The 24,415-nt window shown below is 69.7% G+C and carries 30 protein-coding genes and 1 pseudogene; 25 read left to right on the top strand and 6 right to left on the bottom strand.

Annotated features, from left to right (window positions below; translation table 11 throughout):
- Positions 1-138 precede the first annotated feature (138 nt).
- The 9 genes and pseudogenes from AC07NG_RS23045 to AC07NG_RS23005 all read left to right on the top strand — a co-directional run bounded on the left by AC07NG_RS23045 (position 139) and on the right by AC07NG_RS23005 (position 5,401).
- Positions 139-708, top strand: a complete 570-nt coding sequence (locus AC07NG_RS23045; RefSeq protein WP_494596576.1) for a (2Fe-2S)-binding protein — start codon at positions 139-141, stop codon at positions 706-708.
- Positions 705-2,888 (top strand): xanthine dehydrogenase family protein molybdopterin-binding subunit, encoded by a 2,184-nt coding sequence (locus tag AC07NG_RS23040; RefSeq protein WP_494596575.1) that lies wholly within the window; start codon positions 705-707, stop codon positions 2,886-2,888. The genes AC07NG_RS23045 and AC07NG_RS23040 overlap by 4 nt, the downstream gene beginning before the upstream one ends.
- 92 nt (positions 2,889-2,980) lie before the next feature.
- A pseudogene (locus AC07NG_RS23035) lies at positions 2,981-3,157 on the top strand (response regulator transcription factor); the annotation flags it as partial.
- 127 nt (positions 3,158-3,284) lie between these two features.
- A complete protein-coding gene (locus tag AC07NG_RS23030) occupies positions 3,285-3,560 on the top strand; it encodes a hypothetical protein (protein ID WP_110120925.1) in 276 nt (91 codons plus the stop codon).
- Positions 3,561-3,574: 14 nt separating this feature from the next.
- Positions 3,575-3,703 carry a hypothetical protein gene (locus tag AC07NG_RS23025; RefSeq protein WP_255580246.1) on the top strand — a complete coding sequence of 43 codons (129 nt, stop codon included), beginning with the start codon at positions 3,575-3,577 and terminating at the stop codon, positions 3,701-3,703.
- A 92-nt stretch (positions 3,704-3,795) separates the two neighbouring features.
- A complete protein-coding gene (locus tag AC07NG_RS23020; RefSeq protein ID WP_492854290.1) occupies positions 3,796-4,149 on the top strand; it encodes a hypothetical protein in 354 nt (117 codons plus the stop codon).
- Positions 4,150-4,189: 40 nt separating this feature from the next.
- Complete coding sequence (locus AC07NG_RS23015; RefSeq protein WP_110120927.1) at positions 4,190-4,405, top strand: hypothetical protein; 216 nt, start codon at positions 4,190-4,192, stop codon at positions 4,403-4,405.
- A 115-nt stretch (positions 4,406-4,520) separates the two neighbouring features.
- A complete protein-coding gene (locus tag AC07NG_RS23010; RefSeq protein WP_494596572.1) occupies positions 4,521-4,943 on the top strand; it encodes a hypothetical protein in 423 nt (140 codons plus the stop codon).
- Positions 4,940-5,401: a hypothetical protein gene (locus tag AC07NG_RS23005; RefSeq protein ID WP_492854292.1), complete on the top strand. Its 462-nt coding sequence runs from the start codon at positions 4,940-4,942 to the stop codon at positions 5,399-5,401. The genes AC07NG_RS23010 and AC07NG_RS23005 overlap by 4 nt, the downstream gene beginning before the upstream one ends.
- A gap of 14 nt (positions 5,402-5,415) precedes the next feature.
- On the opposite strand, the gene AC07NG_RS23000 is transcribed toward AC07NG_RS23005, so the two are convergent.
- Positions 5,416-5,994, bottom strand: a complete 579-nt coding sequence (locus tag AC07NG_RS23000) for a nucleotidyltransferase family protein (RefSeq protein ID WP_492854293.1) — start codon at positions 5,992-5,994, stop codon at positions 5,416-5,418.
- 46 nt (positions 5,995-6,040) lie between these two features.
- Between AC07NG_RS23000 and moaA the strand changes: the two genes are divergently transcribed.
- The 5 genes from moaA (at position 6,041) to moaC (ending at position 8,837) form a co-directional block, all read left to right on the top strand.
- Positions 6,041-7,051, top strand: coding sequence for a GTP 3',8-cyclase MoaA (moaA, locus tag AC07NG_RS22995; RefSeq protein WP_494596570.1), 1,011 nt, complete (start codon positions 6,041-6,043; stop codon positions 7,049-7,051).
- Between the two features lie 2 nt (positions 7,052-7,053).
- Positions 7,054-7,293 (top strand): MoaD/ThiS family protein, encoded by a 240-nt coding sequence (locus AC07NG_RS22990; RefSeq protein WP_492854295.1) that lies wholly within the window; start codon positions 7,054-7,056, stop codon positions 7,291-7,293.
- The gene (locus AC07NG_RS22985) at positions 7,290-7,730 is read left to right on the top strand and encodes a molybdenum cofactor biosynthesis protein MoaE (protein ID WP_492854296.1); all 441 of its coding nucleotides are present in this window, start codon (positions 7,290-7,292) and stop codon (positions 7,728-7,730) included. The genes AC07NG_RS22990 and AC07NG_RS22985 overlap by 4 nt, the downstream gene beginning before the upstream one ends.
- A gap of 74 nt (positions 7,731-7,804) precedes the next feature.
- Positions 7,805-8,356 (top strand): molybdenum cofactor biosynthesis protein B, encoded by a 552-nt coding sequence (gene moaB / locus AC07NG_RS22980; protein ID WP_494596567.1) that lies wholly within the window; start codon positions 7,805-7,807, stop codon positions 8,354-8,356.
- Between the two features lie 13 nt (positions 8,357-8,369).
- Positions 8,370-8,837: a cyclic pyranopterin monophosphate synthase MoaC gene (moaC, locus tag AC07NG_RS22975; protein ID WP_494596565.1), complete on the top strand. Its 468-nt coding sequence runs from the start codon at positions 8,370-8,372 to the stop codon at positions 8,835-8,837.
- 90 nt (positions 8,838-8,927) lie between these two features.
- Here the strand turns inward: moaC and AC07NG_RS22970 are convergent, their stop codons facing one another.
- Complete coding sequence (locus AC07NG_RS22970) at positions 8,928-10,025, bottom strand: XdhC family protein (protein WP_494596564.1); 1,098 nt, start codon at positions 10,023-10,025, stop codon at positions 8,928-8,930.
- A gap of 99 nt (positions 10,026-10,124) precedes the next feature.
- On the opposite strand from AC07NG_RS22970, the gene AC07NG_RS22965 reads away from it, so the two are divergent.
- Both AC07NG_RS22965 and AC07NG_RS22960 read left to right on the top strand, forming a co-directional pair.
- Complete coding sequence (locus tag AC07NG_RS22965; protein WP_110120936.1) at positions 10,125-11,000, top strand: bifunctional regulator KidO; 876 nt, start codon at positions 10,125-10,127, stop codon at positions 10,998-11,000.
- A 70-nt stretch (positions 11,001-11,070) separates the two neighbouring features.
- Positions 11,071-11,775 (top strand): glycosyltransferase family protein, encoded by a 705-nt coding sequence (locus AC07NG_RS22960; protein ID WP_487290070.1) that lies wholly within the window; start codon positions 11,071-11,073, stop codon positions 11,773-11,775.
- Positions 11,776-11,942: 167 nt separating this feature from the next.
- Here AC07NG_RS22960 and AC07NG_RS22955 read toward each other — a convergent pair whose 3' ends face one another.
- Positions 11,943-12,845 carry a hydroxymethylglutaryl-CoA lyase gene (locus AC07NG_RS22955; RefSeq protein ID WP_494596562.1) on the bottom strand — a complete coding sequence of 301 codons (903 nt, stop codon included), beginning with the start codon at positions 12,843-12,845 and terminating at the stop codon, positions 11,943-11,945.
- Positions 12,842-14,557, bottom strand: a complete 1,716-nt coding sequence (locus AC07NG_RS22950; RefSeq protein WP_494596560.1) for an ArnT family glycosyltransferase — start codon at positions 14,555-14,557, stop codon at positions 12,842-12,844. The genes AC07NG_RS22955 and AC07NG_RS22950 overlap by 4 nt, the downstream gene beginning before the upstream one ends.
- 91 nt (positions 14,558-14,648) lie before the next feature.
- Here AC07NG_RS22950 and AC07NG_RS22945 point away from each other — a divergent pair, with 91 nt between their 5' ends.
- The 7 genes from AC07NG_RS22945 to AC07NG_RS22915 all read left to right on the top strand — a co-directional run bounded on the left by AC07NG_RS22945 (position 14,649) and on the right by AC07NG_RS22915 (position 20,923).
- Positions 14,649-15,389 carry a glycosyltransferase family 2 protein gene (locus tag AC07NG_RS22945; RefSeq protein ID WP_492854303.1) on the top strand — a complete coding sequence of 247 codons (741 nt, stop codon included), beginning with the start codon at positions 14,649-14,651 and terminating at the stop codon, positions 15,387-15,389.
- 321 nt (positions 15,390-15,710) lie between these two features.
- The gene (locus AC07NG_RS22940) at positions 15,711-16,799 is read left to right on the top strand and encodes a hypothetical protein (RefSeq protein ID WP_494596559.1); all 1,089 of its coding nucleotides are present in this window, start codon (positions 15,711-15,713) and stop codon (positions 16,797-16,799) included.
- A gap of 3 nt (positions 16,800-16,802) precedes the next feature.
- Complete coding sequence (locus tag AC07NG_RS22935; RefSeq protein WP_494596557.1) at positions 16,803-17,594, top strand: D-alanyl-D-alanine carboxypeptidase family protein; 792 nt, start codon at positions 16,803-16,805, stop codon at positions 17,592-17,594.
- Positions 17,595-17,736: 142 nt separating this feature from the next.
- On the top strand, positions 17,737-18,159 hold the full coding sequence (locus AC07NG_RS22930) for a hypothetical protein (protein ID WP_110120940.1): 423 nt from the start codon (positions 17,737-17,739) through the stop codon (positions 18,157-18,159).
- Positions 18,160-18,218: 59 nt separating this feature from the next.
- Positions 18,219-18,875, top strand: coding sequence for a sulfite oxidase-like oxidoreductase (locus AC07NG_RS22925; protein WP_494596555.1), 657 nt, complete (start codon positions 18,219-18,221; stop codon positions 18,873-18,875).
- 77 nt (positions 18,876-18,952) lie between these two features.
- Positions 18,953-20,221, top strand: coding sequence for an acetyl-CoA C-acyltransferase (locus AC07NG_RS22920; RefSeq protein WP_492854307.1), 1,269 nt, complete (start codon positions 18,953-18,955; stop codon positions 20,219-20,221).
- A gap of 390 nt (positions 20,222-20,611) precedes the next feature.
- Complete coding sequence (locus tag AC07NG_RS22915; RefSeq protein WP_494596553.1) at positions 20,612-20,923, top strand: DNA-binding protein; 312 nt, start codon at positions 20,612-20,614, stop codon at positions 20,921-20,923.
- Here AC07NG_RS22915 and AC07NG_RS22910 read toward each other — a convergent pair.
- On the bottom strand, positions 20,920-21,249 hold the full coding sequence (locus AC07NG_RS22910; RefSeq protein ID WP_492854309.1) for a hypothetical protein: 330 nt from the start codon (positions 21,247-21,249) through the stop codon (positions 20,920-20,922). The genes AC07NG_RS22915 and AC07NG_RS22910 overlap by 4 nt on opposite strands.
- Before the next feature lie 68 nt (positions 21,250-21,317).
- Positions 21,318-21,992 carry a polyhydroxyalkanoate synthesis repressor PhaR gene (phaR, locus tag AC07NG_RS22905; protein WP_110120945.1) on the bottom strand — a complete coding sequence of 225 codons (675 nt, stop codon included), beginning with the start codon at positions 21,990-21,992 and terminating at the stop codon, positions 21,318-21,320.
- 221 nt (positions 21,993-22,213) lie between these two features.
- On the opposite strand from phaR, the gene AC07NG_RS22900 reads away from it, so the two are divergent.
- Together AC07NG_RS22900 and phbB are read left to right on the top strand one after the other, a co-directional pair.
- Positions 22,214-23,389: an acetyl-CoA C-acetyltransferase gene (locus tag AC07NG_RS22900; protein WP_494596551.1), complete on the top strand. Its 1,176-nt coding sequence runs from the start codon at positions 22,214-22,216 to the stop codon at positions 23,387-23,389.
- A gap of 96 nt (positions 23,390-23,485) precedes the next feature.
- Entirely contained in the window at positions 23,486-24,208 is a 723-nt protein-coding gene (phbB, locus tag AC07NG_RS22895; protein ID WP_487290058.1) for an acetoacetyl-CoA reductase, read from the top strand.
- The last annotated feature ends 207 nt before the right edge of the window (positions 24,209-24,415 follow it).

The raw sequence follows: 24,415 nt of genomic DNA, 5'->3' as shown, positions 1-24,415 counted from the left end.
CGTCGGCCAAGAACGTGAGGCCTTTCGCGCAACAGGCGTCGCGGATGTGACCTTCCAACCATCCTGACGGCGTTAAAATTTCACTGGCGGAGCCTCGGGAGAACGGTGTTAGCTGCCCCGAGGGCAGGAGACAGACGCATGGCGGCGAGCTTGGACGTCAACGGCAAGACGATGTCGGTCGAGGCCGATCCCGATACGCCGCTGCTGTGGGTGCTGCGCGACGAACTGGGCCTGACGGGCACGAAGTTCGGCTGCGGCCTGGCCCAGTGCGGGGCCTGCACGGTGCATGTGAACGGCGACCCGGTGCGCTCCTGCGTCACCCCGATCGCCGCGCTGTCGGGCGCCAAGATCACCACCATCGAGGGCCTGGGCGGGGCGCATCCGCTGCAACAAGCCTGGGTGAAGCTGGACGTGCCGCAGTGCGGCTACTGCCAGTCGGGCCAGATCATGTCGGCCGCCGCCCTGCTCGAAGCGAATAAAAAGCCGACGGACTCCGACATCGACGCGGCCATGGGCGGCAACATCTGTCGTTGCGGCGCCTATCAGCGGATCCGGGCGGCGATCAGGCAGGCCGCGACGGGCCAGGCGATCCCGGTGGTCGCCGCGCCGGCTGTCGTCGCCGAACCGGCCAAGGAGGCCGACATCGACGAGGCGATCTCGGCCGCTTCCGGCGCGACGTCGCGGATCCAGCGGGGAGAAGTGCGATGAACGCGCCCGTGAAATCCGAAGGCTTCAGCCGCCGCGAGGTGGTGGTCGGCGCGGCGGTGGTCGGCGGCGCCCTGGTGGTCGGCTGCTCGCCGGCCGACCTGATGAGCGCCGGCTCCAAGGTCGAGGTCGGGGCGTTCGGCCCGTTCATCCGCTTCGAGCCCGACGGCTTCGTCACAGTGATCTCCAAGCACATCGAGTTCGGCCAGGGCAGCCATGCGGGCCTGGCGGCGATTGTCGCCGAGGAGCTGGACGCCGACTGGGCCAAGGTGCGGGTCGAGCAGTCGCCGGCCAACGCCAAGCTCTACGGCAACGGCGCCCTGGGCGCGCAGCTGACCGGCGGCAGCTCGGCGATCTCCAACAGCTGGGAGCAGCTGCGCAAGGCCGGAGCCGGGGCGCGGGCGATGTTCGTCGAGGCCGCCGCCAACCGCTGGAACGTCCCGGCCGGCGAGATCGTGGTCAAGGACGGGGTGCTGACCCACGCCTCGGGCAAGAGCGCCGCCTTCGCCGACCTGTCGGCCGACGCCGCCAAGGTGACGCCGCCGCAGAACCCGCCGCTGAAGGACCCCAAGGCTTTCACTCTGATCGGCACCGATCGGGTGCGGCGCAAGGACGCCCAGGCCAAGGTCGACGGCACGGCCCGCTACACCCAGGACGTCCACCTGCCCGACATGCTGACGGCGATGGTCGCCCATCCGCCGCGCTTCGGGGCCAAGGTCGAGAGCTTCGACGCTGACGCCGCCAGGAAGGTGGCGGGCGTGGTCGATGTCTACGAAATCCCGACCGGGGTGGCGGTGGTGGCGAAATCCACCTGGGCCGCGCGGCTGGGGCGCGAGGCGCTGGTCGTGCGCTGGGACGAAGGCAAGGCCGAGAAGCGCGGCTCGAAAGAGATCACGGCGGCGTTCCGTGATCTGGCCACCGGCAAGGGTCCGGCCGAGCAGAAGTGGGAATCGTTCGGGGCCAAGGGTGACGCGGCGGCCGCGGCCGGGGGCAGCGACGCCTTCGAGGCGGTCTACGAGTTCCCCTATCTGGCCCACGCCACCATGGAGCCGATGAACTGCGTGGCCATCGTCGAGGGCAATTCGGTCAAGCTGGTGCACGGCTCGCAGGGCCAGACCCTCGACCAGCTGAACGCGGCCAAGATCGTCGGTACCCTGCCCGGCTCGGTCGAGGTCGAGACCCTGTTCGCCGGCGGCTCGTTCGGGCGGCGGGCGACCTTCAATTCCGACTACGTGGCCGAGTGCGTGCACGTGGCCAAGAAGGTCGGCGGCGGCAAGCCGGTGAAGCTGGTCTGGACCCGTGAGGACGACATGAAGGCCGGCTACTACCGGCCGCTGGTGGTCCACGCCGTGCGGGTCACGCTGGACAAGGACGGCCTGCCGGCGACCTGGCGCCACCGCATCGTCAGCCAGTCGATCATGAAGGACTCGCCGATGCCCTCGAAGGGCGTCGACCAGACCGCCGTCGAGGGGGCGTCGGATTCGCCCTATCTGAAAGCCACGCCCGTCGTCGACGCCCAGGTGGCGTTCCCCGAAGTGGGCGTGCCGGTGCTGTGGTGGCGCTCGGTGGGGGCGACCCACACCGCCTTCGTCATGGAGCACACCATCGACCAGCTGGCCCGCAAGGCCGGCAAGGATCCGGTCGAGTATCGCCGCGCGCTCTACGCCAAGGCCGGCGCCAATCGACACCTGGCGGCCCTCAATCTCGCCCTGGAGAAGGCCGGACCGAAAGCGGCCTCTAAAGAGCAGGATGGGGGCTGGACGCGCGGGGTGGCGGTGCACGAGAGCTTCGGCTCGGTCGTGGCCCAGGTCGCCGAGGTCAAGCTGGTGGACGGAGAGCCGCGCGTCGGCCGGGTGGTCACCGCCATCGACTGCGGCGTGGCCGTCTCGCCCGACCAGATCGCCGCCCAGATGGAGGGCGGCACCTGCTACGGGCTTTCGGCGGCGCTCTTCGGCCAGGTGACCCTGACCGAGGGCGTGGTCGACCAGAGCAACTTCGACACCTATCGCGTGCTGCGCTTCGCCGAGGCGCCCAGCGTGGAGACCCACATCGTGCCGTCGGCCGCGCCTCCAAGCGGGGTGGGCGAGCCGGGGACGCCGGTGATCGGCCCGGCGACGGCCAACGCCCTGCTGGCGCTGTCGGGCCAGCCGACCGTCAGCCTGCCGTTCGTCCGGAGCGCCTGACCGGGCGAACTGTCTGATTGTTAACTCTGACGCGTCCGAAATTGACGCCTCACCGGCTGGACGGGAGGCTGTGCTGGGACCATGTTAGCGCCATGGTCGAGCCTGCCGACAGCCTTGGTTTCGAGAAGCTCACGCCTCGTGAGCGCGAGATCCTGCGCCTGATCGCCCAGCACCAGCGCTCGAAGGAAATCGCGCGCCTGCTCAGCCTGTCGCCCAAGACCGTCGAGATGCACGTGCTCAGCGCGCGCCGGCGCCTGGCCGGCATGCCGCGCCGCGACGCCGCCCTGGCCTTCGTGGCGTGGGAACAGCACCCCGGTAATGACTACCGTAGGCAATCGCCGGGCCTAGCCGACGAACCTGAGCCGGTCTCTCCTGACGACAGCAGCGGGAGCGGCCATGAACGACAACACACCCAAGACCAAGACTGGCTCGCCCCCGGGATCGGCCTTCTTCATCGCGAGCTGGAAGTCTCTCGAGGAAGGCCTGACCCTGATGGCGGCCACCCCCGAGCGGGAGCGCCTGGTGCCGGAAACGGTGTCGGCTCTGCGCAAGGCCCAGGCGGCCGGCGATCCTCCTTCGAAGCTGTTGCTGCGAGTGCTCGCGGCCACGGCCTTCCTGTCGGACGACAGTCCGATCAGGTCCGAACGCGGGGAGGTTGGCGCCATGACCTGAGCCCAGCCCAATGGATGGGCCTGATCCTGGTTTCAGCCCTGGCGGCCGGCGTGCTGCTCAGCGTGGTGACCATGGGAGCCCATGAATTCCTCTTCGCCCTCCAGCGATTCCGCGAGGGCTGGAGCGCCCCGCCGACGAACTGATCGTCGGTCTCGGGTCAGCCAAAAAACCGAATTTCCAACAATCCAAGCCTTTGAACGTGCGGGGGGCGCCCGCGCGAGTGGGAGAGTCTTGCATGAAGCGCAGCGACGCAGCCCGTGCCGGGGCCGAAAAACTGAAACAAGCCGAAGCCGCGATCGACGCGGCCGTGCGTGAAACCGCCGAGCTGATGGGCCTGCTGCCCACGCTGCGGCTGGATGCGCAGCTGTCGGCCGTGATCGGCCAGGAAGCCCTGGAGACCCTGGGGATCACCCTGACCCACATCCTGTCGGCCCGCCGCACCATCGTGAAGGCGCATGGCGATCTGGCGGAAGTCCGCTCGCAGATCGGCTGCGGCGCCCTGGCGCTGGGCGACCTGGGCAAGGTCGAGGGCGGCGACACGCCGCGCACCTCGGGCCTGCGCGCCGTCGACGGCGGTCGGGCCGCCTGATCGTCTCCGGTATGCGCGAAGTTCTAATGGAGGGCGCGGCATGAGCGCGGTCCTGGCGATTATGGATCCGGCCATCGAAGAGGCCGCCGAGTTCGGGCGGTGCATTCGGTCCCTGTGTCCGACCCAGCAGCGTGTGCTGACGGTGCTGCTGCGGCGGCTCGTCGATATGGAGGCGGCGGACGACGCCGATGGCGCGGTGCGCGTCGTCGATGAGATCCGCCGGATTCTTTGCGACGGCGAGAAGACGCGGCACTAGAGTTCCGTCCGCCTAGCGGGCGGTCGCCGATATCCAAGGCGTAAAGCTCCGGCTCGGATCGCACTTGATCCGAGCCGGACTTGCGTCAACCTGGAGCGGTGAAGGGGGGCGTACAGTGTCGGCTTATCTCTATCTTTTCCTGACCCTGGTGATCTGCGGCCTGGCCTTCTGGCGGGGCGGGTCGTCGGAGAAGCGGATCGCGGTCACCCTGCTGGCCGGCTGGGCCGCCTCGCTGGTGATGTTCCGCCACAACCGCATCAATCCCGACGTCGGGGTGATGATCGTCGACGCCGTGGCGGCGCTGATCTTCATCTGGGAGTCGATCCGCTCGCGCCTGCTGTGGACCGTGGCGATCTCGGCGTTCCAGCTGGTCGCCCTGGCCTCGCACGTGGCGGTGCTGATCGACCTGCGGGTGACCATCAACACCTACATGATGAGCCTGGCGGTCTGGAGCTACGCCATCCTGCTCACCCTGGCGCTGGGCGTCTGGCTGCACTGGCGCGAGATGCGGCGGTACGAGGCGGACCTGGCGGAGTGAAGCGCAAGCTCACGGCTTTTCCCCAGCCGCGACGACCAGCCTTCAGGCTCGGCTACCTGGCCGGCGAGCACGCGCGCCTGGTCGCGGCCGTCGAACGGCGGGTCGCCGACGCGCTGCAAGCCCACTTCTGTCCGCTGCTTTCGTCGCCGCTGGGCGAGGAGGGCGTGCGGGCCGATGCGCGAATGATCGTGCGGTGGTTCAGGGCCTCGTCCCGCGCCTCGCTCTCGCTGCGGCTTCTTCTCCAGCATCGCCTGGGTCATGAGCCGCCCCGCGAGGTTCTGCGCGCCGTCTGGCGCGTTGTCGCCGCCCAGGACCGTGCGCTGGATTGGCCCGGCTGGAGGAGGGGCCGCGACGACACCGTGATGCGCCTGCGGTTGCGCCCCAAGCTCTCCGGTCTTCACGTCCTGAGGTGGCGCGCGACCGCTCCGCCGTGGCCGACCGCCGACGGAGGCTTCTGATCGGGGCGGCGGGCCTACCGCTCCAGGTCCTCGCGCCGGTCGACGTCGAACAGCACGCCGGGGTCGTCGGTCTCTACCAGGGCGATGGCGTCGCCGGCCTTGGTCAGCACCCCCTGCGCGCCGCGATCGCCGGCCAGGGCGGCGAGGTCGGCGAACCAGCGGCGGGCGAACAGCACCGGATGGCCGCGACGGCCGGCGTGGACGGGAGCGGCGATGCCGACGCCCGCGCTCAGGGCCTGGATCAGGTCGGCAGCAAGGTCGTGCGGGACGCGCGGCATGTCGCCCAGCAACACCAGCGCCGCCTCGGCGTCGGCCGGCAGGGCCAGGATCGCCGTGCGCAGCGAGGCCCCCAGCCCCTCGTCAGCTTCGGGCGCGGCCAAGGGTCGCAGGCGGGGCTCGGCCCGGGCCTCGACCAGGGCCAGGGCGGCCGTATCGCCCGGGCGCAGCACCACCGTGATCCCGCGCGCCGGCGCGGCCAGGGCCGTATCCAGCGCGTGATCCAGCAGCGGCCGGCCGCGATAATCGGCCAGCAGCTTGCCGCCGCCGAACCGCGAGGCCGCCCCCGCCGCCAGCACGATCGCCTCCAGCCGCATCAGTTCCCTTTCCGCCAGGCTCCGAGACGCCTATTCTATCGCGGATATGACGTCCCCTGACGACACCCCCCGCCTGATCGACGGCTTTGGCCGGGCGGTGAGCTATCTGCGCGTGTCGGTGACCGACCGCTGCGACCTGCGCTGCGTCTATTGCATGGCCGAGCACATGACCTTCCTGCCGAAGGCGGAGGTGCTGACGCTGGAGGAGCTGGACCGCCTGGCCTCGACCTTCGTTGGCCTGGGCGTGCGCAAGCTGCGGCTGACCGGCGGCGAGCCGCTGGTGCGCAAGGGGATCATGGAGCTGGTCCAAAGCCTGTCGCGCCACCTGAAGACCGGCGCGCTGGACGAGCTGACCCTGACCACCAACGGCACTCAGCTGGCCCAGCACGCTGAACGCTTGGCGGCGGCGGGGGTGAAGCGGATCAACGTCTCGCTCGACACGCTCAAGCCCGACCTCTTCCGTCGGCTGACGCGCGGCGGCGACGTGGCCAAGGTGATCGGCGGGATCGACGCGGCCCTGGCGGCGGGCCTCCAGGTCAAGATCAACGCGGTGGCGCTCAAGCGCGACAACGCCGCCGAGCTGCCGGCCCTGATCCAGTGGGCGCACGATCGCGGCTGCGACATGACGCTGATCGAGACCATGCCCCTGGGCGAGATCGACGAGGACCGCACCGACCAGTTCCTGTCGCTCAGGGATGTCCGGCGCGAGCTGTCGTCCTACTGGACCCTGACCGACCAGGCCTATGCCACCGGCGGTCCGGCCCGCTACGCCAAGGTCGAGGAGACCGGCGGGCGGCTGGGTTTCATCACCCCGCTGAGCCACAATTTCTGCGACGCCTGCAATCGGGTGCGCCTGACCTGCACCGGCACCCTGCACACCTGCCTTGGCCGCGACGACGCCAGCGATCTTAGGGCCGTGCTGCGCGGCGGGGCCACCGACGGCGAACTGGTGGCGGCGATCCACGCGGCGATCGGGTCCAAGCCCAAGGGCCACGACTTCCAGGTCGACGCGCCACGGCCGGCCGTGGCCCGCCACATGTCGACGACCGGAGGCTAGTCATGGCCCGCGTGCTGCTGTTCGGGCGCCTGGCCGACCAGGCCGGCTGGCGCGAGCGCGAGGTCGAGGCGGGAAGCCTTTCCGCCCTGCGCGCTTCCATCGCCAATGATGACGCGGGTCTCGCCGAAGCCTTGGCTGGCCCCGGCGTGCAGGTGGCGGTCGATAAAGCGCTGGTGCGGGGCGAGGCGGCGCTGGCCGGCTCGACCGAGGTCGCCTTCCTGCCGCCGATGAGCGGCGGATGATCACCCTGACCGAGGCGCCGTTCGAGCCCGGGGCGCTGCTGACCGAATTCTGCAAGGGCCGCGACGAGACAGGCGCGGTGGCCAGCTTCGTCGGCCTGGCCCGCGCCGAGGGTGGCAACGCCTCGATCCTGGAGCTGGAGGCCTATCCGGGCTTCACCGAAAACGCGATCGCGGCCTTCGCGGTCGAGGCGGCCGGGCGGTTCGATTTGCAGGACTGGCGGATCGTCCATCGCGTCGGAAAGATCGCGCCGGGCGAGGCGGTGGTGTTCGTGGCGACGGCGTCGAAACACCGCCGGGCCGCCTTCGAGGCGTGCGACTTCCTGATGGACTGGCTCAAGAGCCGGGCGCCGTTCTGGAAGAAGGAGCATGGTCCGGGCGGCGCCCGCTGGATCGAGCCGACGGCGCAGGATAGGACCGACGCGCAGCGTTGGGATTGAGCCAAAGCGCGACAGCCGAAAGTGTCAGCGGTTTCGGCGCCCGTCGCGCGACAAGCGAAGAAATGGAGAGACGGATGTCGGCAGGCCTCACCCCGGGCGGCGGGATCAAGCCGGAACTGCCGTTCAAGCCGGTGCGGGTGGCGATCCTCACCGTCTCCGACACCCGCGACGAAAGCACCGACACCTCGGGCGACATCCTGATCGAGCGGGTCAAGGCCGCCGGCCATGAGTTCGCCGGCCGGGCGGTGGTGCGCGACGACATCGAGAAGATCCGCGCCACCGTGCGCGGCTGGATCGCCAGCGGAGAGGTCGATGCGGTGGTCTCCACCGGCGGCACGGGCCTGACGGGGCGCGACGTGACCGTCGAGGCGCTGCAGCCGCTGTTCGACAAGGTCATCGACGGGTTCGCCGTGGTGTTCCACCTGGTGTCCTACGCCACGGTGGGGCTCTCGACCCTGCAGTCGCGGGCCACGGCCGGGCTGATCGACGGGGTGTTCGTGTTCTGCCTGCCCGGCTCGAACGGGGCGGTGAAGGACGGCTGGGACAAGGTCATCGGGCCGCAGCTCGACAGCCGCCACAAGCCCTGCAACATGGTCGAGCTGATGCCCCGGCTTCTGGAACGATAGGATTTCTGGAAAAGTGAGCAAGCTGACCCACATCGACGACCAGGGCCGGGCCCGCATGGTCGACGTCTCCGACAAGGCCTCGACCGTGCGCGAGGCGGTGGCGAGCGGTTTCGTGCGGATGACGCCGGAGACCCTGGCGCTGGCCGTCTCGGGGGCCGGCCGCAAGGGCGACGTCCGCGCCGTGGCCGAGCTGGCCGGGGTGATGGCGGCCAAGAAGACGTCGGACCTGATCCCGCTGTGCCATCCGCTGGCGCTGTCGAAGGTGGCGGTCGAGGTCGAGCCGGGCGAGGGCGGGCTTTCCGTCACCGCTCGCGTCAAGACCACCGGTCCGACCGGGGTCGAGATGGAGGCCCTGACGGCGGTGTCGGTGGCCTGCCTGACGATCTACGACATGCTCAAGGCCGCCGAGAAGGGCATGGTCATCGAAGCCGTGCGGCTGGTCGAGAAGACGGGGGGCAAGTCCGGGGATTGGAAAATCTGATCCTTCTCCCCTTGCGGGAGAAGGTGGCGGCCCCCCGGGTCCGGCGAAGCCGGCCCGAGGATAAACTCCAGCCGACGGATGAGGGGTCTCTCAGACGTCTAACGCGCCGCCCTGTCGATCCGTCGTCGCGGCGGACAGGGCTTTCGACCCCTCACCCGACCCGCTGCGCGGGCCACCCTCTCCCACAAGGGGAGAGGGATCCGAATGCGCCCTTCTCTCCAGCGCCGGCTGTCCATGGCGCGCCGCGATGATCTCGCCGATGACCGCGATCGCCACCTCGAACGGGGCCTTGCCGCCGAGATCCAGGCCGATCGGCGCGCGCAGTTTGGCCAGGTCGCGCTCCGTCAAACCCTCCGCCCGCAACGCCGCGATCCGTTCGGCCAGCCGCCGCCTGGCGCCCAGCAGGCCGACATAGGAGGCGGGCGAGGGCAGGGCGGTCAGCAGGGCCTCGTGGTCCAGGGCCAGGTCGTGGCCGCACACCGCCACCGCCGTCCAGGGATCCAGGCCGATCGCGGCCAGAGCCTCGCTCGGCGCGGCGCGGCTGTACGCGACGCCGGCCAGGGGCGGCGGCTCCAGCGGTCCCTTGGGGCGGACCAGGGTGGTCTCGAACCCGGCCTGGGCGCCGAGGCTCGCCAGGGCCAGGGCGGTCGGATCGCCGCCGATCACCACCAGGCGTGGAACGGGATCGAACCCCCGGCCGAAGGCGCCGGGCCAAGGGGCCGGCGCGGCCTCTTTCGTCGCGCAGAGGCGCCGGACGCCGTCGCTGAACCAGACCGCCGGCCGCCTTTCGGTTGCGTGAGTCAAAAGGTCGCGCACGGCGACATCGTCGGCGTCGAGACGCTCGACAAGGATTTCGATGCGCGCGCCGCACAGCAGGCGGATGTCCGGCCAGGGGCTTCCCTCGCCATAGACCAGGCGCCGGGGCGCGCCGGTTTCCAGCACCGCGCGGGCGTGGATCTCGACGTCGCTCTCGATGCAGCCGCCCGACAGGAAGCCGCTCGTGAAACCTTGCGCGAAAAGCATCTGCGTGCCGACCGGGCGCGGTCCGCCGCCCTCCAGGGCGATGATGGTGGCCAGGACCGCCGGCCCTTCCGCCAGGGCCTTTTCCAGGGCCGGCCGGATGTCGTCGGCCAGGCCGTGCATGGGCCATTCGGAGCCGGAAAGGACGGCGGGATCGGTAAGGTCCATCGGCCCGATCTTAACCCCTCGGCAAGTTTCCAGAAACGCCTTCTTCAAACCTTGGCGCGTACGCTGCCCGGCATTGGTGCTCACCCGACGCGGATTTTCATGTCGCTCACCGTCTCCAAGCTCGGTCTCGCCGCCGCCCAGTTCGGACTGGACGGCATGAACGCGTCGCCGCGTTCGCGTTCCCCCGAGATCGAGGCGCGTGACATCCTGAACATCGCCGCGCGCGCCCGCCTGTCGGTGCTGGACGTCTCGGGCGTCTATGGCCGTTCGGAGTCCGTGCTCGGCGACCTGATCCCGCGTCCGGTCTCGTGCCGCGTCACCATGGCGGCCGCCCGCGCCGACCGCGGTCCCGACTTCGTCGAGGCCGAGGCCCGCGCCTCGCTGCGCCGCATGGGCCTGGAACGCGCCGACGCCATCATCGTCCAGTCGCCGTCGGAACTGTTCGGCGCCCATGGCCCGGCCATGTGGGACCGCCTGCACCGCCTGCGCGAGCAGGGCCTGTTCCGCAACATCGGCATCTCCGCCCACGCCACCGACGATCCCGTCGGCGTGGCCCGCCGCTTCAAGCCCGACATCATCCAGGCGCCGGCCAGCCTGCTCGACCAGCGCCTGCTGGCCGACGGCTCGCTGCAACGCATCGCCGGCATGGGCATCGAGGTGCAGCTGCGCTCGATCTTCCTCAACGGCCTGCTGTTCCTGCCGCCCGACCGCGTTCCGGCCCAGCTGAAGGGGGCCTCGGGCCGCCTGTCGCGCGTGCGCCGCATGATCGCCGAAGGCCGTTCCGACCCGCTTCAGGCCGCCCTGGGCTTTGCTTTGTCGCGCCCCGAGGCTTCCGCCGTGATCGTGGGCGTGACCTCGGCCGCCGAACTGTCGGCCGTCGTCGCCGCCGCTTCCAGCCCGCCGCCGGACCTCGACTGGGACGAGATGGCCATCGACGACCCGGTGGCCCTCGACCCGCGACGTTGGGTCGCCTAGCGGCGGACCCGACTCGAAGCTCAAGGTTCAAGAAAGAACCGAGAAGACGCCTCGAAGGGAGGCAAAGCCGATGATCCTCGCTGTCCTGCAGGCCCGCATGGGCTCCAGCCGTCTGCCCGGCAAGGCGATGGCCACCCTCCAGGGACAGCCGATGATCCTGCGCCAGCTGGAGCGGATCCGCGAGGCGCGCACCCTTTCCAAGATCATCGTCGCCACCAGCGACCAGGCCGCCGACGACGCGCTGGCCGGTTTCCTGGTGTCGCGCGGCGTCACCGTTTATCGCGGCGCGGGCGCCGACATTCTGGATCGCATCGCCCGCTGCGCCGAGGCCGCCGGCCCGGTCAGCCACATCGTCCGGCTGAAGGGCGACGCGCCCTTCGTCGATCCGGGCCTTATCGACCAGACGGTCCGCCTGGCCCTGAGCACCGGCGCCGACTACGCCTCCAACCGCGTGCATCGCACCTATCCGGCCGGGCTGGAGGTCGAGGTCATCGCCGCCCAGACCCTGCGCACCGCCGCCGCCGAGGAGCGCGACCCGCTGGCCCGCATCTCGCCGACCGCCGCCATCCGCAGCCAGCCGGGCCGCTTCCGCCAGGCCCACCTGCGGGCCGTGCGCGACTGGTCCAGCCTCGACTGGCGCGTGAAGACCCCGGCGGATCTCGCCTTCGCCCGCTCGATCTACGACGCCCTGCACCCGGTGGACCCGGGCTTCCGCATGGGCGACGTGCTGGACCTGGTCGAGAGCAAGCAGGACCTGGGAAGGTTCGCGGCTTAACGTCCTTCTCCCCTTGCGGGAGAAGGTGTCGGCGAAGCCGACGGATGAGGGGTCTCTCAGACGCAAAACGCCGCGACAGCCGATCGGCCGTCGCGGCGTTTCTGTTCGTGCGACCCCTCACCCGACCCCGCTCCGCGGGGCCACCCTCTCCCGCAGGGGGAGAGGGATCAGGAGGGAAACCCGCCCGCTCGCGCTAGCGAAGACGCCGGGGCCTTGCCCAGGCGTTCGCTGATGTCGCGGCCGATGGCGATCAGGGCGCTAAGGTCGTAGCTGGTCTCGAAGCCGGCCCGCTCCAGCATGTAGACCAGATCCTCGGTGCCGATGTTGCCCGTCGCCGCCGGGGCGAAGGGGCAGCCGCCGAGGCCGCCGACCGAGGCGTCGAGCACGTCGATCCCGGCCTCGACGCTGGCGAAGGCGTTGGCCAGACCCGTGTTGCGGGTGTCGTGGAAGTGCATGCGCAGGCGGGCGTCGGGCGCGGCGGCGCGGACGGCCTCGATGCGCTTGCGGACGGTCCAGGGATCCGCCACGCCGATGGTGTCGGCGATGGCGATCTCGGGCACGTTCATGGCCGCCGCCTCGCGGGCGATGGCGACCACCTGGTCTTCGGAAATCTCGCCGTCGAACGGGCAGCCGAAGGCCACCGAGATGGTGGCGGTGATCGGCGGGCCGCCGTCGATCGCCTGGCGCTCGACGATGGCCGCCAGGGTGTCGAGTTGCTGGTTGACCGTGGCGCCCTGGTTCTTCACGCCGAAGCCGTCGGACGCGCAGACCACGACATTGGCTTCGTCGCAGCCGGTCGAGACGCAGCGCTCCCAGCCGCGCATGTTGAGCACCAGGCCGATGCGCGAGCGCTTGGGATCGGGACCGCCCAGGGCGTCCATGATCTCTTCGGCGCCGGCCATCTGCGGCACGCGGTTGGGATTGACGAACGACACCACCTCGGTGCGGCGGGCGCCGGCGGCTTCGAGGCGGCGGATCAGGTCGAGCTTTTCCTCGACCGACAGTATGGCCTTCTCGTTCTGCAGGCCGTCGCGGGGACCGACCTCGACGATCTCGATGAAGCGGCTCATGGCTGGGCCTCCACTTCGGCGCCGCTCACGGCGTCTTCCGGTGCGTCATGGCGGCGCGGCTCGCCGCGATAGATGCGCAGCACCTCGTCGTCGCCGTCGGAATAGTTCAGGCCCTTGATCTCGCCGGCCGGGCGCGGGGCGTGGCCCATGGCGGCCAGGGCGGCCTTGAACTTCGCATCCTCGCGGCCCTCGACCACGGCCGGGCGGCCCTCGTCGACGGCGTCGGCCGCGCCTTCCGCATCAGTGAGTTCAGTGGTGGTGCCCAGCTGGAAGACCATGCTGGGCTCGGAGTAGCCGGTCACCGCCACCGGGCCGGGGGCGCCGGCGCGGGGGGCCAGATCGGCCTTCTCCAGGGCGCGGGCCAGGCGCTGCGACAGCCACAGCGAGTCCAGGCGCGGGGCCAGCAGGCCGGCCATGGCGCCGTGGGCCAGGATGCCCAGGGCGCCGGCCGTGACCAGGGCCAGGGCGGCCTTGCGCTCGCGCAGGATCAGCCAGCCGCCGGCGACGGCGGCCGCGACGAACAGCAGGGCCGAGAGGATGGCCAGCGGCAGGGCCGAGGGCGTGGCGTACTGCTTCCAGGCGACGACGCAGACGGCGGCGAAGGCGAGGCCGGCGATGGCCAGCAGCACCGTGCCGACGATCCGTGAGGGCAGACCGAGCGGCTTGCGCAGGGCGGCCGCCATCAGCATGGCCAGAGCCCCGAAGGCGGGCAGGGTGTAGTGGGCCAGCTTGGTCGGCAGGATCTCGAACATCAGCCAGGTCGGGATCAGCCAGCAGAGGGCGAAGCGCACGCCCGGCTCCTTGCGGCCGGTCCAGCCCAGAACCAGGGCGGCGGGGAGCAGCAGGGTGACGGGGAACAGCAGCAGGGGCGAGAGCAGGGCGTAGTAGCCGAAGATGCCGCCGTGGCGCTCGTGGCCGCCGGCCAGCTTGGGCGCCAGGTCCCCGCCCACCGCCGCGCCCCAGAAGGCGCCGTCGGTGGCGACGGTGATCATCGTCGCCCAGGGCAGGACGATGGCCGCGAACAGGATCAGGCCCCAGCTCCAGCCCAGCTGCTTGAGCCAGCCGGCCTTCCGGTCCCAGGCCCACAGGGCGAGGATGGCGAGGATGACGACCAGCAGGCCGACCGGACCCTTGATCAGGGCGGCCATGGCCATGCCGATCCAGAAGGCCAGCTTCGGACCCTTGCCGGCCTTCTCGCCGGCGAGGCCCGCGGCGTAGATCCTGGCCAGGCCCGCCATGGCCAATGTCGTAAAGCCGCACAGCGAGGCGTCGGTCTTGGCGATGAACGCCTCGGTCGACAGCAGGAAGGTCGCGCCAAGGATCGCGCCCGACAGCAGGCTCTCGCGCGGGCCGAAGAAGGCGGCCGCGCCCCAGGCGCAGGCGGCGGCGGCCAGCATGGCGCCCAGCAGCGAGGGGATGCGGTAGGCCCAGATGCCCCGGTCCTCGGGCGCGGAGACGGCCGAGACCGCCGCGGCCTGCAGCCAGTGGATGCCGACCGGCTTCTTGTTGCGCGGCTGGTCCTGCAGCCGGATGTTCACATAGTCGCCGGTCTCCAGCATCTGGGCCGTCGCCTGGGTGAAGCGGGACTCGTCGCGGTCGAGCGGCGGCATGGCGAACAGGCCCGGCAGGCCGGCGATCAGGGCCACCAGGGCGGCGAAGACCGGCGCGCGCCAGCCGCGCGACCAGGCGTCGAGGCGGGATTCAAGGCTCATGCTGGCGGTCGGGCTGGGGCTCGTATTGGCGCTCATGAGCGATGGAATAGCACGATCCTTTCCTGGCGCGAGTTTTGCGGTAAAAGCGGCCATGACGTCTTCCAATCCCGCCGCGATCCCCGATTTCTCCGTCGTCGTGCCCGTGTTCGACGAGGGCGGCGCGGCGCCGGCCCTGGCGCGCGAGATCGCGGCCGCCTTTGCCGGCGAGTCCTACGAGATGATCTTCGTCGACGACGCCAGCCGCGACGACACCAAGGCCCTGCTGACCGCCCTGAAGGCCGAGATCCCGCAGCTGCGCGTGCTGGGCCACCGCAAGAACTCCGGCCAGAGCCGGTCGATCCGCAGCGGCATCCTGGCCGCCCGCGCTCCGATCGTGGTCACCATGGACGGCGACGGCCAGAACGACCCGGCCGACGCGCCGCGCCTGGCCAAGGCTTTGCAGACGGCTCCGGCGCAGCTGGCCCTGGTGGGCGGCGAGCGGGTCAAGCGCCAGGACAGCAGCGCCAAGCGGTTCGCCAGCAAGTTCGGCAACGGGGTGCGCAAGCGCCTGCTGAAGGACACCGCCAACGACACCGGCTGCGGCCTGAAGGCCTTCCGCCGCGAGGCCTTCCTGCGCCTGCCGTACTTCGATCACATCCACCGCTACATCCCGGCGCTGATGCTGCGCGAGGGCTACGAGATCGCCTTCCAGCCGGTGAACCACCGTCACCGCGAGACCGGGGTTTCGAAATACACCAACTTCGGCCGCCTGAAGGCCTCGATCAGCGACCTGTTCGGCGTGATGTGGCTGCAGTCGCGGGCCCGCAATCCGCAGGGCGTGGACGAAGCGTAGGGCGGGGCGACGTTCGGGGCCTCGGCCATTTTCCACCGAGTATCCCCGCTAAGGCGAGGATCCAAGCCGAGGCTGAACATGGCCCACGGCCGCGCCTTCTCCCGAAAGTCAGCTTGGGTCCCCGTTTTCCGCGGGGAAAATCGAACTTGAAGAACGGCGCAGAGTCGATCCGACCTGAGCGCCGTCGGCCGTCCTTCCGCGCAAATGAATCCAGGGTTGTATTTTTATCAACCTCTCGCTTGACGACTTTCTCACTTGGAGAGAACGTTGTTATCCAAAGCTCGGCCTTGGCTGGGCGCCGGTTCATTCGCGGGGGCGGGCATGAGCGAGGGCGGGGCCGGTACGGCCAGCGAGATCTTTCGGCTGAGGCTGAACAGTCGGCGGGGCTATGTCGGCTGGGGGTTGGGATTGCTGCTCCTAGTGTCGCTGCTGCTCGGCGGGGTCATCACCTTCGTCAAGGGTCGTGACGACAGCGCCATCTGGTTCGTCGGCCTGCTGGTCATCTTCATTACCGCGATGGCGACCACGGCGGTGGTCTTCAAAGGGCTGAGGCTGGGATCGGCCCAGGAGGCTTTCGGCCTACCCTCGGGGTCGATCCGGGCGCTGTTGGCCGTCGGCATCATGGTGCTGTTCGTGGTCTTCGGCCTGAACTACGTCACCTTGAGCCAGAAGCCGGAGGTTCTGTCCTTCCTCACCGAGACCTCCGTCGCGGCGGATCAGGTCCAGGCCGAACGCGCGCGGTATGAGGCCCTGGGCTTCCGGGTGGCGATCAGGGATGTCGGCGCGGCGGCGGTTCCCGCTTCGGCAGGGGTGGCCGCAACGCCCGCCAAGCCCGCCAAGCTGGCGCTCTACAGCACCAATGGTCCGAGCACGGAGTCCCAGGAGTTGGTGCGCCAACTGCTGACCGCCATCATCACCCTTCTGACCACGGTGATCGGCTTCTACTTCGGCTCGCGCACGGCCGTCGAAAGCCGCAAGGAAGAAGGGCCGGGCGCGCCCGCAGCGCCGCCGTCGCCGCTGGTGGTCGAACGCGACGCCCTGGGCAAGGACCTAGAGGCCGTAACCGGCGAGCTCACGCCGCTCGCCCAGCGTCTCCAGCAGGTCGTCCAGGCGCCCGATTTGGCCGATCCGCTCGAGCAGGCCAAGCGCAAGGCCTTGCAGGCGACCGCCGTCGCCGACGGCAAGACCCTGGAGGACCAGTGCGCCGCAGCCGCCAAGGGGCTGGAAGACTACGACAAGGAGGCCGCCGCGCTCGCCGCCGGACCGCAGCCGGACGCTCTGGACGTCCACCGGACGGCGGCCGCCGAGGCGATCAAGGCCGCCCGGACGGCGATCGAGCAGATCCGCGCCGGCCTCGACGCCTACAAGCGTCAGGTCGAGGCGCTCGAACAGCTGACGGCGGAGGGCTGAGTCATGAGCGTCTATCGCGTCACCGCGCACGCCCTGAACCTGCGGGCCGAACCGGCCAAAAGCGCCACGCGCCTGGCGGTCATGCCGGGGGGAACCTTGGTCGACAGCGAAGGTCCCAGCAGTGATCCTGCCTGGCTGAAGGTGGCCTGGAACGGGCTCGCCGGCTATGCGGCGGGGCTGCACCTGGCGCTCGATCCCGGCCGCGTCAGCGCGCCGACGTCGCCCGCGATCACCTGGCCCTCGACCTTTCCGCCCGCGCCGTCGGTCGAGAGCCGCGATCGCCGGGACGACCATCTGCACCCCGCCGTACGGGAAGCGGTTCAAAAGGTCCTGGCGACCCTGAATGGCGAAAACATCCCATTCGCGCTGTTCGAGGGCTATCGCACGCCGGAGCGCCAGGCCTGGCTCTACGCCCAGGGGCGGACCAGTCCCGGGGACAAGGTGACGCGCGCCCAGCCCTGGAGCTCCTATCACCAGTACGGCCTGGCTTGCGACCTGGTGCTGTTCGAGAACGGCGCCTGGAGCTGGAACGACAAGGGCGAGCGAGGGGCCTGGTGGGATCGGATGACCGAGGTGGCCAGGGCCTACGGCCTGGAGACCCTGAGCTTCGAGCGACCGCACGTGCAGTGGGCCGGCGTGACCGACCTGGCCAAGGGGCACGGCTTTCCTCCCGACGGCGATGTGAGCTGGTACGAGAACCTAAGCCTGTGCGCCGCGCGCTGGAGTCGGGGCGGACGCTCGCCCGGCGCCCCGCCCCTGACCTTCGCCGAGCGGCCGCCGTTGCCCGAGCCGTAGGGCTCTGGGCGCGACCGGGGTCGGTGGCGGGCTACACCGTGGGCCTTAGGGGCGGGGGTCGCTCGCCCGACAGGCGGCCCCGGCTTCACCACGGCCCCGAAACCGGTTAACCCTGAAAGCCGTCTCGGGGGAATTCACCGCAATGTTCGCCGCCTTTCCGCTGCTGGCCCTGCCGGTGCTGATCTACAATCTGCTGGCCCTGACCGTCGGCGGCGGCTTTTCGTCCGACGCGGCCAGCTACCGGTTCGGCGAGCAGCTGTTCCGCATCCACATGGCCTCGCGGGTCGACTGGATCGTCAGCTGGGGCGACCTCTTGCTGGGCGCCTCGCTGGTGGTGCTGTTCGTCGAGCTGCTGAAGTCGACGACCAGCCGCAAGATCGCGATCATCAACCACTCGCTGTCGATGGTGCTGTTCATCGTCTGCCTGGTGCAACTGCTGCTGCTGCCGGCCTTCGCCACCTCGGTGTTCTTCCTGATCACCCTGATGGTGCTGCTCGACGTGCTGGCCGGCTTCATTGTCACCATCGTGGCCGCCCGTCGCGACGTCGATTTCGGCGACCGCTGAGGCGTTTCTTCAAGCCGTGGGCCGGCCGCGCGCGTTAGCCTCCTTCCCAGGAGGCCCCGATGGACGACGACCAGCCGCCGGAAGACAGCAAGCTCACCCGCAGCAAGGAAGCCTGGGCCAGGGCCGGCAAGTTCCTGACCGGCCACACCGCAAGGCCCGAGGCCGAGCGCCTGCCGCCCGGCCAGCACCTGACGCGCGACTGGCCGGTGCTGGACCTGGGCCTCAAGCCCGACCTGCCGACGGCTGACTGGCGGCTGCGCATCGACGGCCTGGTGGCCCGCCCCGCCACCTGGGACTTCCAGGCCCTGCTGGCCCAGCCGCAGAGCGCGCCGGTGTCGGACATCCACTGCGTCACCACCTGGTCGCGCTACGACAACCACTGGCAGGGCGTGCTGACCCGCGACCTGGCCGAGGCCGTCGCGCCCAGGGATGAGGCGCGGTTCGTGGTGCTGCATTCGTACGACGGCTACACCACCAACCTGACCCTCGAAGACTTTCTGCATGACGGCGTGCTGCTGGCCCACGGCTGGGAGGGCGCGCCGATCGCGGCTGAGCATGGCGGGCCGGTGCGGCTGGTGGCGCCGCACCTCTATTTCTGGAAAAGCGCCAAGTGGCTGAAGCGGATCGAGTTCGTCGCCGCCGACAAACCGGGCTTCTGGGAGGAGCGTGGCTATCACAATCGCGGCGATCCCTGGGCCGAGGAACGCTATTCGTGAGGGCGGCGGATTTCGACAAGCGCGGCGGTCCGCGCGCGCCTATCTATCGGTAACAGACCCTCTTACGGACGCCGTTCATGACCGCTTCCAACCTCTGGCTCGCCGCCGGCCTGCGCACCCCCTTCGCCAAGGTGGACGGCGCCCTGGCCGCCCATGACGCCATCGACCTCTCCGTGCCCGTGGTGAAGGCCATGCTGGAGAAGGGCGCTCGACCCGACTTCGCCGTCTGGGGCACGGTGATCCCCAACCTGACCTGGAGCAACATCGCCCGCGAGGTGCTGCTGGACGCCGGGGCCGATCCCACCGTCCCGGCCTTCTCGACCGTCATGGCCTGCTCGACCAGCATGGCCGGCGTGCTCGAGGCGGCCGGCATGATCGACGGGCGCGGCCGGGATCTTGCTTTGGTCGGCGGCGTCGAGGCGATGAGCCGGGTGCAGATCGGGCTGTCGGTGCGGCTGTCGGACTGGATCCGCCGCTTCCAGCAGGCCCGCGACCTGAAGGGACGGCTCAGTGTGCTGTCGGCGTTCAAGGCGGCCGATGCGCGGCTCTATGTGCCCAAGGTGGCCAATCGCACCACGGGCCTGTCCATGGGCGAGCACACCGAGATCACCGCCAAGGAATGGGGTCTGGCCCGCGCCGACCAGGACGCCATCGCCTTCGCCAGCCACCAGAACGCCGTGCGCGCCTGGGAGAGCGGGTTCTTCGACGACCTGGTGATCCCCATCGGCGAGGCCCGGCGCGACACCATTCCGCGCAAGGACAGCACGCTGGAGAAGCTGGCCAAGCTGAAGCCGGCCTTCGACAAGACCAGCGGCCAGGGCACGCTGACGGCCGGCAATTCCTCGCCCCTTACCGATGGCGCGTCCAGCATCTGGGTGGCTTCGGAGGCGGGGCTGGCCCGCCTGCCCGAGCGAACGCCACGGGTGAAGATCCTCGACTACGAGGTCACCGCCATCGACCTGCGCAACGAGGGCCTGCTGATGGCCCCGGCCTACGGCGTGCCGCGCATGCTGGCCCGCAACGGCCTGACGCTGGGCGACATCGGGCTGTGGGAGATCCACGAGGCCTTCGCCGCCCAGGTGCTGTCGCACATCGCCGCCTGGGAGAGCAGAAAGTTCCTGGCCGAGAAGGCCGGCGTCACTGCCGACCTCGGGGCCTTCCCGCGCGAGCGGATGAACCCCACCGGCGGCAGCCTGGCGATCGGCCACCCGTTCGGGGCCACCGGGGCGCGGATCCTGTCCCAGGCGACCAAGGAACTGGCCGCGCGCGGCAAGGGCGAGAAGGCCATCGTCAGCATCTGCGCCGACGGCGGCCAGGGCACGATGATGCTGCTGGAAGCGGCGTAGGCGCTTTCTGTCCGTCTGCACGATTCCCGTGAAACGGTAGCGAAAATCTGCCGATGTGCTGGAGGCTGGACGTAGAACCGGCCCGAGGACTAGGGGCAACCTCGGGCCGGCGGTACGCATGTCGCGTTGTGGGGGGTGAACGCGACGTCCTGAAATTGAACCCGCTCGCCCCTTCAATCAAGCGAATGAACGTCGCTCGGCGCTTTTGTCGCAGGGAAGCGTTGTCAGGAAAACGTTGTCAGGTCAGGGCCGTGAAGATCAGGGTGACGACGGCGACGTCGAAGGCTCGGATCAGGAGGGTCAGCATAGGTCGGCGCGCTCTGCGGAAAGATTCAGGGCTCGACCTAGCAAGACTGGCGCCAAGCCGGCCTTCGGCGCTAACAATTCCACATGACGTTGTTTTTCGACCCTGGGTGGTATGACGCGCGGCTGGCCGAGCGCGGGCTCGACCGCGCCGCCCTGGCCGCGGCGGCGGGTCTGAGCGCCGAGGCGCTGGACCTGGCGTTCAAGGACCAGCGCGAGCTGAGCACCGCCGAAGTGGCTGTTTTCGCCGAAATGCTGGGGGTTTCGCGCGAGGAGGCCGCGCAAAGGGCCGGGATCGGCGCGCATGCGGCGCCGGTCGATCCGGCCGCGCGGGGCATCGCCGAACTGGAGGCGAGGGTGGCGGCGCTGGAAGCCAGGCTAGCCGCTCTCGAGCGCTAGATTTCGGTCTTCTTGATCAGGCCCGCCTTGGGACGGCGGTCGGCCGGGCCGGAATATTCCGTGCCGAGATAGGTCGAACGGGCGTTGTCGAGCACTTCCTGCCCACCGCGCAGACCGCGCTTCTGGCCGGGCTGGCCCATCAGATGGGCGGCGAAAGTCGCGAAGGCCCCGCGCCGCGGAGGCGGCGGCGGGGCCGGCGTTTCCTCTTCCTCGCGAACATGAGTCACGTCTTCCCCGTCCGCCTCTCGGCGGTCGGAGTCCCGGGGCGCGGGCAGCGCCCGGCGTGCGTTGGCCGCACGTCGGATGGGATCGATCGGACCGTTCATGGTGAGTAACCCTAGCGGCGCGTCCGTTAAGAACGAATGCGCCGGCATGGTTGACGCCCGTTCAGGATTTACGGCTTGGTCGCCAGCTTGGCGATCTGCTCCTGCATCGCTTCCAGCTGGCGCTTGAGGTCGGCCAGGCTGTCCTCGCTGGGCGCGGAGGGGGCCGGCTGCGGCGGCGGGGCGGGCGGGGCCTCGGCGGCCGCGCCGTCTTCCGGGCGATTGTAGGCGAAGGGCGAGAACATCTTCATGGCCCGGTCGAACAGGGCCATGTTCTGGCGGATCTGCTCTTCGTAGATGGCCATGCCCGGCGCCGCGGCCTTGCCGGCCAGGCCCTGGCCGGTGAACTGCTGGCGCATGCGCTCCTGCTGCTTGGAGAAGCTTTCCAGCGACATCTCCAGGTAGCTGGGCAGGAAGGCCTGCATCGAGTTGCCGTAGAAGCCGATCAGCTGGCGCAGGAACTGGATGGGCAGCAGGTTCTGGCCGCCGCCGCGGTTCTCTTCCTCGAAGATGATCTGGGTCAGGACCGAGCGGGTGATGTCGTCGTTGGACTTGGCGTCATAGACGACGAAGTCGACGCCCTCCTTCACCATGTCCGACAGGTGCTCGAGGGTGACGTAGGAACTGGACGCGGTGTTGTAGAGCCGGCGGTTGGCGTACTTCTTGATGACGACGCGCTGGCCCGACCCTTTTTCAGCTTTGTCAGCGCCGGGGGCGGCTTCGCCTTTTTCGGGGTTCTCGGACATTTCGTTCCCTGGGACAGCGGTGTCGCCCGCCTTTTCGCATCGCACTATCGCCAATGCAAAGGCATGGCGCCAGTCCCGCGAATAGTTGGACTGCGCATCATGACGTGAAAATGTATTCGTGACGAACGCCGTTCGTTTCGGCATGGTGCTGTTGCACTGCAAAAGTGTGGGCGCCGCACCTGCGAAGGCGTCACCGAACAGTCACGGGAAAACGAAAGCCAATGACCGACATCGTCATCGTCTCCGCCGCTCGCACGCCGGTGGGCTCCTTCCTCGGCGCGCTGTCCAGCCTGCCGGCCTCCGAGCTGGGCAAGACCGCCATCGTCGCCGCGGTCGAACGGGCGGGCCTGACCCCGGCCGACGTCGATGAAGTGATCCTGGGCCAGGTGCTGCAGGCCGGCGCCGGCCAGGGTCCCGCCCGCCAGGCCTCGGTCAAGGCCGGCGTCCCGGTCGAGAGCCCGGCCTGGAGCCTCAACCAGCTGTGCGGCTCGGGCCTGCGCGCGGTGGCCCTGGGCGCCCAGCAGATCCTGTCGGGCGACGCCAAGATCGTCGTGGTCGGCGGCCAGGAGAGCATGAGCCAGGCCCCGCATGCCCAGGCCCTGCGCACCGGCCAGAAGATGGGCGACCTGGGCTTCGTCGACACCATGATCAAGGACGGCCTGTGGGACGCCTTCCACGGCTACCACATGGGCCAGACGGCCGAGAACATCGCCAACCGCTGGCAGATCACCCGCGAGGACCAGGACAAGTTCGCCGTCGCCAGCCAGAACAAGGCCGAGGCGGCCCAGAAGTCCGGCAAGTTCGCCGACGAGATCGTCGGCGTGACCATCAAGGGCCGCAAGGGCGACACCGTCGTCGACCAGGACGAATACATCCGCCACGGCGTGACCCTGGAGAGCATCTCGGGCCTGAAGCCGGCCTTCTCCAAGGACGGCTCGGTCACCGCCGCCAACGCCTCGGGCCTCAATGACGGCGCCGCGGCCCTGGTGCTGACCACGGCCGAGGAAGCCGAAAAGCGCGGTCTGAAGCCCCTGGCTCGGATCGTCTCGTGGGCCAACGCCGGCGTCGATCCGGAGATCATGGGCACCGGCCCGATCCCGGCCAGCAAGAAGGCCCTGGAAAAGGCCGGCTGGACCGTCGCCGACCTCGACCTGATCGAAAGCAACGAGGCCTTCGCCGCCCAGTCGATCTCGGTGGTGCGCGAGCTCGGCCTCGACCCGGCCAAGGTCAATGTCAACGGCGGCGCCATCGCCATCGGCCACCCGATCGGCGCCTCGGGCGCGCGGATCCTCACCACCCTGGTGCACGAGCTGAAGCGCTCGGGCGGCAAGAAGGGCCTGGCGACGCTGTGCGTCGGCGGCGGCATGGGCGTGGCCCTCTGCATCGAGGCCGTCTGACCCCGGAAGAAGTCTTCGTGACAAATCGCGTCCGGGGCTTGCGCTCCGGACGCGATGGCGTGCAACCATGACGTAACGGTAGCGGGAGACTTCTGAATGGCTAGAGTTGCATTCGTGACCGGCGGCACGCGAGGCATCGGTCGGGCGATCTGCGAGCGGCTGGTGGCCGACGGGTTGAAGGTCGCCGCGGGCTATTCCGGTAACGAGGCGGCCGCCGAGGCCTGCGCCAAGGAACTGGGCGTGACGGTGGTCAAGGGCAATGTCGGCTCGTTCGAGGACTGCCAGGCCGCCGTGGCCAAGGTCACCGCCGAGCTCGGCCCCATCGACGTGCTGGTCAACAACGCCGGCATCACCCGCGACGGCTTCCTGCACAAGATGACCTACGAGCAGTGGTCGGAAGTGATCCGGGTCAACATGGACTCGGCCTTCAACATGACCCGCCCGGTGATCGAGGGCATGCGCGAGCGCGGCTGGGGCCGGATCGTCAACATCAGCTCGATCAACGGCCAGAAGGGCCAGGTCGGCCAGACCAACTATTCGGCCGCCAAGGCCGGGCTGATCGGCTTCACCAAGGCCCTGGCGCTCGAGAACGCCAAGAAGGGCGTGACCGTCAACGTCATCTGCCCGGGCTATATCGACACCGAGATGGTGGCCGCCGTCCCCGAGACGGTGCTGGCCGGCATCATCGGCGCCATCCCCGTCGGCCGCCTGGGCAAGGGCGAGGAGATCGCCGACATGGTGTCGTTCCTGGCCGGCGAGCGGGCCGGCTTCGTGACCGGCGCCACCCTGTCGTTGAACGGCGGCCAGTACCTCGCCTGACGGTCGTTGCGCCCGGGCCGGAAGGCTTGTGGCTTGACCGCACGGTCCCGGTCGGCGTCTGTAGGCGCCGACCGGGATGTTCAGGGGGCGCGTGGCGATTGCCGGGCGCCAGGGAAGCGTTGCAGAAAAGTCGCATGGCGACGCTTGCCAGGAAGCGCCGCCTCCACGTCCAAGAATCGCCCCAGTCGGGGACCATCACCGTCGCCA

The organism is Caulobacter sp. GW821-FHT10C03 (assembly GCF_059415485.1).
Note: the sequence above shows the minus strand (reverse complement) of the source record. Positions and strands in the feature narration are given on the sequence as shown.